The 10,244-nt window shown below is 62.5% G+C and carries 12 protein-coding genes; 2 read left to right on the top strand and 10 right to left on the bottom strand.

The features are described from left to right. Positions 1-530, top strand: a 530-nt coding sequence (locus tag VEK15_04650; GenBank protein HXV59961.1) for a Uma2 family endonuclease, incomplete at its 5' end; no start/stop codon positions are given. Here VEK15_04650 and VEK15_04645 read toward each other — a convergent pair. The 3 genes from VEK15_04645 to glgA are packed head-to-tail and all read right to left on the bottom strand — an operon-like array spanning position 520 to position 4,519. Continuing rightward, the gene (locus VEK15_04645; GenBank protein HXV59960.1) at positions 520-1,689 is read right to left on the bottom strand and encodes an ankyrin repeat domain-containing protein; all 1,170 of its coding nucleotides are present in this window, start codon (positions 1,687-1,689) and stop codon (positions 520-522) included. The genes VEK15_04650 and VEK15_04645 overlap by 11 nt on opposite strands. An 8-nt stretch (positions 1,690-1,697) precedes the next feature. Beyond that, positions 1,698-3,104, bottom strand: coding sequence for a thioredoxin domain-containing protein (locus tag VEK15_04640; protein ID HXV59959.1), 1,407 nt, complete (start codon positions 3,102-3,104; stop codon positions 1,698-1,700). Between the two features lie 11 nt (positions 3,105-3,115). Continuing rightward, the gene (gene glgA, locus VEK15_04635; GenBank protein ID HXV59958.1) at positions 3,116-4,519 is read right to left on the bottom strand and encodes a glycogen synthase GlgA; all 1,404 of its coding nucleotides are present in this window, start codon (positions 4,517-4,519) and stop codon (positions 3,116-3,118) included. A 42-nt stretch (positions 4,520-4,561) separates the two neighbouring features. Between glgA and VEK15_04630 the strand changes: the two genes are divergently transcribed. After that, positions 4,562-4,804, top strand: a complete 243-nt coding sequence (locus VEK15_04630; GenBank protein ID HXV59957.1) for a hypothetical protein — start codon at positions 4,562-4,564, stop codon at positions 4,802-4,804. On the opposite strand, the gene VEK15_04625 is transcribed toward VEK15_04630, so the two are convergent. The 7 genes from VEK15_04625 to VEK15_04595 all read right to left on the bottom strand — a co-directional run. Further along, the gene (locus VEK15_04625) at positions 4,718-5,926 is read right to left on the bottom strand and encodes a site-2 protease family protein (protein HXV59956.1); all 1,209 of its coding nucleotides are present in this window, start codon (positions 5,924-5,926) and stop codon (positions 4,718-4,720) included. The two genes, VEK15_04630 and VEK15_04625, sit on opposite strands and share 87 nt — an antisense overlap. Beyond that, entirely contained in the window at positions 5,923-7,350 is a 1,428-nt protein-coding gene (locus VEK15_04620; GenBank protein ID HXV59955.1) for a M48 family metalloprotease, read from the bottom strand. The genes VEK15_04625 and VEK15_04620 overlap by 4 nt, the downstream gene beginning before the upstream one ends. Positions 7,351-7,405: 55 nt before the next feature. After that, positions 7,406-7,666, bottom strand: coding sequence for a ferredoxin family protein (locus VEK15_04615; protein ID HXV59954.1), 261 nt, complete (start codon positions 7,664-7,666; stop codon positions 7,406-7,408). A gap of 28 nt (positions 7,667-7,694) precedes the next feature. Further along, positions 7,695-9,209 (bottom strand): NADH-quinone oxidoreductase subunit N, encoded by a 1,515-nt coding sequence (locus VEK15_04610; protein HXV59953.1) that lies wholly within the window; start codon positions 9,207-9,209, stop codon positions 7,695-7,697. 4 nt (positions 9,210-9,213) lie between these two features. After that, a complete protein-coding gene (nuoK, locus tag VEK15_04605; protein ID HXV59952.1) occupies positions 9,214-9,519 on the bottom strand; it encodes an NADH-quinone oxidoreductase subunit NuoK in 306 nt (101 codons plus the stop codon). Beyond that, complete coding sequence (locus tag VEK15_04600; protein HXV59951.1) at positions 9,516-10,016, bottom strand: NADH-quinone oxidoreductase subunit J; 501 nt, start codon at positions 10,014-10,016, stop codon at positions 9,516-9,518. Before VEK15_04600 ends, nuoK begins: the two co-directional genes overlap by 4 nt. An 8-nt stretch (positions 10,017-10,024) precedes the next feature. Then, the coding region (locus VEK15_04595; GenBank protein ID HXV59950.1) for a hypothetical protein at positions 10,025-10,244 on the bottom strand (220 nt) is incomplete at its 5' end.

The following is a 10,244-nucleotide window of genomic DNA, read 5'->3' as shown; positions in this document are numbered from 1 at the left end:
TCACGACCGAGGAGTTTCGCAACATGATCGATGCCGGTGTGTTCCAGGAAGACGACCGCCTAGAGCTCGTCGACGGGGAGATAGTAGAAATGTCGCCTATCGGACATCGGCACGCGGCCTGCGTTCGAAAGTTGAATTTCCTACTTCGAAGCGTGGGCGCTCGCGCGCTCGTCGACGTGCAGAACCCTCTTGGCATATCGAAAGACAACGACTTCTATCCTGACGTCGTCCTGCTCAGGCCCCGAGCCGACAACTACGCGGGCGGAATCCCCGATGCACATGACACGCTTCTGGTGATCGAGGTTGCAGATACCACGCTCCGGCTCGAGAGGTCTGTCAAGAAGTCCCGTTATGCGGCGGCAGGAGCTACGGAGCTTTGGATCGTCGACCTCGAGGGATCGCGCGTCTGGATTCACCGGAACCCTCTCGAGGGTGAGTACGGGGAGATTCTTGAAGCTCGCCCCGGCGACGTTTTGAAGGTTCCCGGGATGCCGGACGTCGAAATCCCCGTCGCCGACCTTATTTCGTGATTTCCTCGTCTGGCCCGGGCGGTACGCGCGCGGTGAAACGTTCGAACGCGACGAGGCCGGGGAAGGTGTCGGTGTACAGGAACACACCGTTGAACCGGTCGGGACCTGACGCGTCGGAAACGGCGGCGACCGTCCGGTCATTGGCGAAGAACGTTATCGTGATTCCGCCCGAGTCTTCACGCGCGCAGTCGATTCGAAGCCGATTCGTCGTCGCGAGACCGGGAACGGCGTTGACGTCGTTGCTGCCGGCCAGCTGCAGGAACTCTCCGTCGAGCCGCATGATCGCCCAGCTCCCGTTGGTATTTACGATGCCCACATAGCCGGTACGACGACTCGCAAGGCAGCCGAGTCCGACGAGAGCTTTTCCGGTCTCGGTCCCTCGGCCACTTTCCACCGTCGCGTCCACCTCGCTGATGACGCTCGGCACATCCCAGCCGAAGTTCTGCGCCACGTGAACGGGCCCGGCCAGCGCGAGATGCAACCGGTACGCGCCTGAATCGCATCCGAAGGCGAAGTTGGCGTTCTCGCCGCTGGACCACGGACAATCGTCCGCGAACCTCTCGGCTAATGGGAGAGTCGACCGGCCTCGGGACTCCAGAAACGTGGACAACCCGACATGGCCACTCCGCCGGGCCTCATCGATCGGCGTGACGCTCGTGTTGCTCCAGGCGTGTGCGTTCGCACCGCCTTCGAGAAGCCGCTCGGCGACGAGCCGGTGGCCACCGATCGCGGCTCGATGCAGCGGGGTCCATTCGTTGTCATCGTTCGTGTTCGCCCCGGCGCCGGCTTCGAGCAGGAGCGAGACGATTGCCGGGCGACCGGCCGTTGCCGCCACGTGCAGCGGTGAGCCGCCACCGCTCTTCAGCTTGGCGTCGATATCGGCTCCACGGGTCAGGAGCAGCGCAACGACCTCCTCGTGACCCGCTTGGGCCGCGAAGTGCAGCGGCGTCCAGCCAGCTGCCTCTGCGGCGCTGACCAGACCCGGATTCTGATCCAGCAAACCTTCGACGCGAGCGACATCGCCATCCCGTGCCGCCGCGTGGATACCCGTCAGTTGTTGGCAGTCGACCGACGGCACCGTGACCGTGAGCAGAGTGAGGGCCCCCGCAATCCTCTCCGCAATGACCCCGGGCGAGCGCGGTTTTGCGGGCGGCGACACCGAGGTGGTCAGGGGCTTCCATCGAGACCCAGGCGTTTGGCCTCGGACTCGATGGCGGCGAGGAATCCCCCCAACTGTTGCAGCTTCTTGCCGTTTATGAAAACTGTCGGCGTGGACGTCACCTCGAGCCGCTTCGCCTCCTGGATCTGGGCCGAGAGCGCTTGCTCGGCCGCCGGTGATCCCATGCACTGGCGAAGGGTATCGCCATCCAGACCTGCCTCACTCGCGATGCCGACGACGTCGTCGACCGAAGGATTGGTAGGAGGCGAGGAAAAGACCCGATCGTGATACGGCCAGAACCTTCCCTGCTCGTTGGCGCAGATCGCCCCGAGCGCGAGCTCGCAGGCGCCATCGTGAAGGGTCCGTGACAAACCTGGATTGCACGCCTGATCGAGCGGGTAGTTCTTGTAGTAGATCGCGACCTGCCCCGACGACTGCGACATGTAATTGGCGAAGGCGCCCGCCAGATTGCGGCAGAAGGGACAGAGGAAGTCGGAGAACTCCGCGACGCGGATCGGCGCATCGGCTGGCCCCTTGAAAGGAATTCCCTCGAGAGCCACGTCTCGAACGCGCTCTTTCTCGAACTCCTGGGTCGCTTTCTCCGTCTGATACTCCTGATATTTCTGCGGGTCGTCCAGAGTCGCTCGAAGCTGCCGCGCCTCGGTTCTCGACTGCTCCAACTCCGCTTCGAGAGCCTCGATTCTGGCCGCGGCCTCACCGTCTGCCCCGTTCGAATCGCTGGGGGCGGGCTCGGACTCGGCCGCGGGGGCTGGCTCAGGGTCGGGTAGTGAGCTGACCTGCTCCTCGACAGATGCGATCGGCGCACCGAGAAGCGGCCTTTCGGTCGCCGCAGCGGAGGCGAGCCCCTGCTCGACGAACCCGATGAAGATGAGGAGCGCAAGACTACCGGCAGCCCAGACGAGAAGAGCGGGCCGCCCCTCGCCGCCGAAGAATGTCCTTCCCAATGAAGAGATGAATCTGCGTGCGGGCAACAGGACCACGAGCGCGCCCAGATTTACCACGTAGGTCGCGAGGCAGAGCGCGCAATAAGCACCGATCTCGAACACTTGGAGCCCCAAAAGAACCATGTCCACCACCAGAGCGGCGCCGACCAGCAGAAGGGCCAGCGCGGATGCCGCTGATCGCACGGCGTCGGTCGCCACCAAAGCGAGAGCCGCCAGGAAGAACGCGGAAGCGTAGAAAACGAGGCCGATGCCAGCAACGGAGAACTCACCGATCGAGGAGAACCGACTCTGCGAGACCCGATCGCAACCGCTCTCTTCCTCGGGCCCGCAAGCTTGATCGACCATGCCCGAAGCCGAGGCGACCCCATGGTGGTCGAGGAGAAGCAGCCCCGAGAGGAAGCTCCCGGCGGCGGCCAACAGGATCACGACCGTGAGACGCGCTCTACTCATTGAGCTCATCATTATAGTCTGTCTGCCGGACCGTCTGTCCGCGGCCTCGCGACGCGTTCGTAGACTTCCTCGTAGCGGCGCGCCGATTCCTTCCAGGAAAAGTCCTGGCGCATGGCGCGGGCGACGACATGGCGAAGCCGTCCCGTCTCCTCGAAAAGCCGGAGGGCCCGCCGGACGGCCGACAACAGGTCGTCGGCCGAGAATTCGCGGAACACGAAACCGTTTCCGGTTTGGGGATCCGCATCCAGATCGCGAACGGTGTCCCTGAGACCTCCGGTCTCCCGAACGATGGGCAGTGTTCCGTACCGGAGCGCAATCATTTGACCGATTCCACAGGGCTCGTAGCGCGACGGCATGAGGAAGAAATCCGCCCCGGCGTAGATTCGACGGCCCAGCTCATCGTTGAAGCCTGGCTCCGCCGCGAGCCTCCCGGGGTTCTTCTCTGCAAGAGCCCGAAAGCGACGAAGGGTCTCGAAGCTTCCCGAGCCGAGTACGGCGAGCTGCGCGCCCTCGGCAATCAACGTGGGCGTCGCCTCGAGAAGCAAGTCGAATCCCTTCTGGCGATCGAGTCTCCCAACGATTCCGAACAGAGGTGCCTCGGTTCCGACTTCGAGTCCGAGCTCCTTCTGGAGCGCGACCTTGTTCGCGTGCTTGCCCTCGAGGCGGGTGGAAGTGTACCGCGCGACCAGGGCCGGGTCGCTCCCTGGGTTCCAGTCGGAGGGCTCGATCCCATTCAAGATGCCGACCAGCTCCTTGGATCGGAGCCGCATCACACCGTCGAGACCGGCACCCAGCTCGGGTCCCTGAATCTCCCGCGCGTAGGTCGGGCTCACCGTGGTGAGCGCATCGGCGGTCATCAAGCCTCCCTTGAGGAAGTTGATCTTTCCATGGAACTCGAGACCGTCGATATGAAAGAGCTCTCTCGGCAGGCCGAGCGCGCCGAGCCACTCCCGAGGAAAAACTCCTTGATAGGCAAGGTTATGGATCGTCAGGATCGTCGGGAGGCGCCCGCGGGTAAACACGGGAGCGAGCGCCGTGGGCCAGTCGTTGATATGGACGACGTCGGGCTCGAGCCCCGCCGCCTGAACCGCTTCGACCACGGCCCTCGAGAAAAAGGCGAAGCGGAACGCGTTGTCGGCGTAATCACCCGCCTCGTTGCCGTACACCGAGCGGCCGGAGAAGTGTTCCGCGCTCTTGAGAAAATACGTCGGAATCCCATGAAGGGATGCATGCCACAACCGGTGAGGATTGTCGAGAACCAGACGAAGCCCGTCGATCTCTCGATAGAGGGGAACGAAGACGGACACGTCGTGTCCGAGTCTCGCGATCGCCCGGGGAAGAGAGGCGGCCACGTCGGCCAGGCCTCCGACTTTTGCGAACCCCGAAAGCTCAGGGGTTACGAAAACGATCTTCACCGACTGAACTTGTCGAGCCGCTCGAACGTATCATCTGGCGAAATGCTGGAGCTGCTGGTCCTCTCGGGGCTCGCCGTGGCCATCATCGTGACGGTGGCTGTTGCTGTTTTGGGCGTTCTCGTAAGCCTAGTCGTCGGTCTCATCGCCTTGCCGTTCAAGCTCCTTGGTGCGACGCTAGGGGGCGCGTTCGAGCTCTTGCTACTTCCGTTCAAGATCATCTTCGCGCTCACGCTCGGAATCGTCGTGGTCTCGTTGGGGGGCTGCCTGCTCGTCTTCGCTTGTTAGCTTGCTGCCGAGCTCCAGGTGGAGCTTCAGGCGGCGGAGGACATCATCCCGCGACAGCAGGCCCAGAAAACGACCCCCCTCGACGACCGGGAACATGCGGTCCTCGTTGCCGAGCAGCGCAAGGACCTTCAGTGATTCGTCGTCCGGGTGGATCGCCTCGTCGAGGACGTCACGACTCATCACGTCCCCGGCCGTGAGCCATTCCCACGCCGCTTTTTCGCGGGCCCGAATATTCTGGAGTCGCAGCATACCGAGCAACCGGCCTCCCTCGACGACCGGGACCTCGCTCACACCTTTTGGCAGAATGATCTCACCCACGACGTCCGCGAGCCGCAATCCGGGACCCACGGTCACGACGTCCCGCGTCATGAGGTCGCGCGCCCTCACGCCAGCAAGCGCACCCCGCATCGTGAGCTGGTGATAGCTCGTCCGGGCCGCGTTTCGAAGAAAGAATCCGATGAATACGAACCAGAGTCCTCCGATGAAGTTGTCCAACAAGAAGATCCAGGCGAATCCCAACGCGATGACGAAGAATCCGAAAAAGGCTCCGACGCCGGCGGCGACGCGAGTCGCGGGCGCCAGCTTCCCCCAGATTCCCCACAAGAGGGCGCGCAGCACCCGTCCCCCATCCAGCGGAAAGCCGGGTACGGCGTTGAACGCGACGAGCATGAAGTTCATCCGCGAGAGGAGCTCGGCTAGGGTCGCGAAAGGCGGCGGTGCCGAATCGAGCGCGGTCTGATGCAGGCTGGCAAACGCCATCGCGAGAAGCAGGCTCATGAGCGGACCGGCGATGGCGATCTGGAACTCGGCCAGCGGGCGCTTCGGCTCTTCGACCATCTCCGCCGCGCCTCCGAATATGAAGAGCGTTATCCCGCGGATCCCCACGTCGTGACGGCGCGCCACCACGGCATGTGACAGCTCGTGGGCCAGGACGGATCCGAAGAGCAAGAACGACGCCGACAGCCCCAGCGAAAGGCGAGAAGCCAGATCCAGCTCGGGATTGCTCTGCTCGAAGGCCGCGGAAAGGCTCACGGTCAGCAGAAATACGATGGCGAGCCACGAGACGTCGATTCTGATGGGGAACCCCAGGATTCTTCCAATCCGGAAGCCGCGGCCAATCAAGCCGGGCCCCGCTCGAGGATCTTCAGGAGCGTTCCCTGGGGGACGATATCGGCAGCCTCGAGCTGATTCATGAGCGAGAGATCGCGGAAATGCTCGGCGTCGACGCCCGCTCGCCTCAAGGCCTCGTCGAACCGCATCGTCTCGGGAACCTCGAAGAGTCGCACGCGAAGGGGCTGTATCTCGAGTGCGCTCCGGTCTCGAAGCCGATCGAAGCTCTCCAGGACATCGCGAAAGACTAGCGAGTATCGCCGGTACTGCGCGGGACGCGTCATCCCGATGAGCTCGTACACGAGGTTCCCGTCCACGAGGAAGCCTGCATCACCCACAATTTCTCCCGAAGAGGTGAGCCCGCGAAAAGGCGCGCGGTACGCGGAGAAGGGACCGGCCCGCAAACGTTCCCCGGTCCCGTACTCGAGCCGGTTCGAGACGAAAAAGCTTCGCGCATGAGTCTCCGGCGCGGTGCCGGTCGCGACGCGCGAAGCCGTCAACTGGATCGCCGCCCCGCCATCCCGGGTGGCCGCGTAAACCGCCCGGGGCGTGTTCTGGACCCGCCAGCCCTCGGGAAATTCTAGCTGGAACTTCAGTTCCGGATGCAGGAAGCGACGGCCTTGCATGAACCCCTCGCGAGGGTTCTCACCGAAAACCAAACCCTCGATCGCCCGTTTGTAGCGATCCTCGCCGACCTGGAGCGTGCCCTCCTCCTGCCTCTGGAGCATTGCGAGGATGGCCCCTTCCCGCTCTTCGGGATCCGGATGGGTGGAAGCCCAAGCGGGGATGTTTCTCTCCTCGCCTCCCAGCTTTCCCAGAACCGCGAAAAATGCCGCCATCTCGCGCGGGTCGTACCCCTGTTCGAGCGAGTAGCGAACCCCGAGCCGGTCCGATTCGCGCTCGGCGTCCCGGCCGAACTTCAGGAAGAGCAACCCCAGACTTCCCCCAAGAACATCACCGAAAGGGCGTACTTCGGGAAAGAAAATCGTCCCGAGGCCGACCCCGAGTCCGGCGAGCTGCTGTCGCGAGATCTGCTCCACGCTGTGCCGGGCGGTCACGTGTCCGATCTCGTGACCGATGACTCCCATGAGCGCCGCTTCGTTATCGACGTAGGCGAGGATGCCCCGGGTGAGATAGATGAAGCCCCCCGGGAGGGCAAAGGCATTTACTACCGGCGAGTCCACCACGCGAAACTGCCACGGCAGCGCCGGCCTCTCCGAGGCGGCGGCCATCTTCAGTCCGAGGGCCTCGACGTAATCGTTCAACTCCTGGTCGGAGTAGATTCCCATCTCCGCGTCGACCTCACGGGCAGCCTGCCGACCCATGGCGATCTCTTCCTGCTCACCGACGAGGACCAGCTCACGCTTGCCCGTAACCGGGTCACGCGCACAGGTAGGAAGCAGAACCGCGAGGCCGAGGAGTAAGGCCCTCCGCATCGGTTCGAGAAGACGGAAAAGGTGGACCAGGCATCGAAACAGCCTGGTCCCGAGCTCAGCTCTGGTAATACTGAGCGTTGATCTCGACGTACTCTTTCCACTTGTCCGGAAGCTCTTCCTCGGGGAAGATCGCCGTCACCGGACAGACAGGCTCGCAAGCTCCGCAATCGATACAGGTATCGTTGTCGATATACAACTGCTTCGCCGCTTCGAATCCCGCCTCTTCCTTCGTGGGGTGGATGCAGTCCACGGGACAAACCTCGACGCAGGCGGTGTCCTTCGTGCCGATGCAAGGCTCGGCAATGATGTAAGCCATTCTCGGTTTCCTCCTTGGGTTGGTCTCGTTACAAGATCTCGAGCAGCTTCTGAGAGTACTCGGTGATCCGATCTAGATATCCCCACAGAACGAGCCCAATAATATTAGGCACGGCGAGCACGAAAAGTAAACCCGCGTATATGGGGTGAAGTGGCAAGCTCGACGGGGCTGCCGGCGTCTCTTCCCCGTCGATGAACATGGTTTTCAGGATTTTCAGATAGTAGAACGCGCCCACGGCACTGTTCAAGACACCAATGACCGCGAGCCATCCGAGCTGGGCGTCGATCACCGCGGCAAAGACGTACCATTTCGCGAGAAAGCCGGCGAACGGCGGAATGCCCATCAGCGAGAACAGGAAGATTCCCATCACGATGGTCAGCGTCGGAGAACGCCGCCAGATGCCCGCGTAGTCGCTGATCTCGAAGCTCCCGACACCGTTGTGGATGATGATGACGACGAGAAACGCTCCGAGGTTCATGAAGAGATAGATGACGATATAGGCGAGCATCGCCTGGATACCCTCTTCCGAGAGGACGACGGCGCCCATCATGATGTAGCCCGCGTGGGCGACGCTCGAATAAGCCAGGAGCCGCTTCAGGTTCGTCTGCAGCAGCGCGGCAACGTTTCCCAGCGTCATGGTGACCACGGAAATGCCGATCAGAATCGACTGCCAGTCGACGCTCCCCACCATCGCCCAGCTCGCGTCACCCTCTGGTGCCGCCAGCCCGCCGTAGAACAGGCGTACCAGAACCGCGAAGCCCGCCACTTTGGGTCCTACGGACAGGAAGGCGGTGACCGGCGTGGGGGCGCCCGTATAGACGTCGGGGCACCAGAAGTGGAAGGGGACGGTCGCCATCTTGAAACCGATCCCCGCCAACACCATGAGGACGCTTATCATCAGGGCCGGTCCGATCTCGACCAGCGCGCCCTGGGTCTGGAGCGCGCTGCGGATCCCGTAGACGTCGAGCGTTCCCGTCAGGCCGTAGAGAAGCGACAGGCCGTAGAGCATCGTGCCGGTCGAGACCGCGCCGAACAGGATGTATTTCAGGGAGGCTTCGTTGGACAGGCGATCGGTCTTGAGATAGCCCACCATCACGTACGAGGCGATCGAGACGGTCTCCAGAGTCAGGTAAATCATCACCAGATTGATGGAGTTCGCCATCCAGATGAGCGCAACCGTCACCGTGACGAGGAGCACGAGGAGCTCGCCTTGATGCACCCCCGAGAGCTCCCGCGAGGGAATCGTGAAGAGTAGGACGAACAGGGCCGTCAAGATGAACAGGATCCGCAGGAGGGCACCGAAGCCATCCAGAGCGACCATGTTGGAGAACAGGCCCGCGGTGGGTGCGTCAAAGAGTTGCAAGGCGAAGACGAGGGCGGTCGAAAGACCGATGAGCGTCGGCAGCACGATGACCAGGCGGCGTTCCGCAGGTGAGCGCTTCATCGCGATCAGGTCGAACAGGAGCACCGCCATGAGCGTAAAGACGAGCACGATCTCCGGCGCGAAGTACTTGAGGCTGGCGATGGTGTCGAGGCGCTCCACGGCCCTATCCTTTCAATACCGAGGCTTCGTCGAGACTGACGCTCTTCAGAATTCGGTAGAGAGACATGACGATGGCGAGGGCCACCGCCGCTTCGCAAGCGGCGATGACGATGACGAACAGGGCAAAGACCTGGCCCGCCGTGTCCCCCGACACGAAACGCGAGAACGCAACGAGGTTGATGTTCGCCGAGTTGAATATCAGCTCGATCGACATCAAGACGTTGATGGCGTTCTTCCGCGTGAGAAGGCCGAACAGTCCCAGGGAGAACAAGGCCGCGGCAACGATGAGGTAGTGCTCGAGCGGAATCACAGGTCGGACCTCCGTCGAACGAGCATCGCCGCTCCAAGTAGCGCGACCAGCAGGAGAACCGAGGCGATCTCGAAGGCCAGAACGTAGTCGGTCATCAGCGACTGGCCGATTCGACCGGTCGTGGGACCTTCCTCGATTAGGGAAACCTCTCGCCAGGGAGTTCTGCGAACGACGAGAAAGAGGGTCACGAACACGCCCAACGATACCAGCGCGGCCGGCAGTACTTGAAACGTACCGGTGCGCAGATTCACGTTATAGATACGGTTGGTGAGCATCACGCCGAATACGAGGAGTGTGACAATCCCTCCGACGTAGATGAGAACCTGAGCCCCGGCGAGAAAGTCGGCGCCCAAGAGCGCGTAGAAAACGGCCACACTGAAGAAAGTCGCCAGAAGCGCGAAGGCGGAGTGAACGAGGTTCTTTCCGTGCACCACCACGACGGCGGATCCGATCATCAACGCGGCGAAGAGCCAGAAAATGACGGTTGGGGCATCCATGGTTCTTCTCAGCCAGCTTTCACGCCCGCAGGATCGGTCTCCGGCGGCGCCGGGTTTTCCTTTGCGAAACGATAGAGGAAGTTGGTTTTCTGGACCTCGGCGAACTCGAACTCGGGGGTCATCACGATGCAGTTCGTGGGGCAAGGGTAGACGCAAAGCTGGCAGTAACAGCACAGCGACATGTCGATGTCGAACTGCACGACGCTTTGCTTGATTGCGGTGCCGTCG

It is taken from the genome of Vicinamibacteria bacterium (assembly GCA_035620555.1).
Lineage (GTDB): Bacteria > Acidobacteriota > Vicinamibacteria > Marinacidobacterales > SMYC01 > DASPGQ01.
The sequence above is the reverse complement of the archived record's forward strand: the minus strand, read 5'-3'. Positions and strand labels throughout refer to the sequence as shown.

Bases quoted from the DNA above. Each gene is read 5' to 3' on its own strand.
- VEK15_04620 (HXV59955.1), bottom strand. From the start codon at position 7,350: ATGCGGAGGGCCTTACTCCTCGGCCTCGCGGTTCTGCTTCCTACCTGT.
- VEK15_04630 (HXV59957.1), top strand. From the start codon at position 4,562: ATGCTGGAGCTGCTGGTCCTCTCGGGGCTCGCCGTGGCCATCATCGTG.
- VEK15_04615 (HXV59954.1), bottom strand. From the start codon at position 7,666: ATGGCTTACATCATTGCCGAGCCTTGCATCGGCACGAAGGACACCGCC.
- VEK15_04640 (HXV59959.1), bottom strand. From the start codon at position 3,104: ATGAGTAGAGCGCGTCTCACGGTCGTGATCCTGTTGGCCGCCGCCGGG.
- VEK15_04600 (HXV59951.1), bottom strand. From the start codon at position 10,016: ATGGATGCCCCAACCGTCATTTTCTGGCTCTTCGCCGCGTTGATGATC.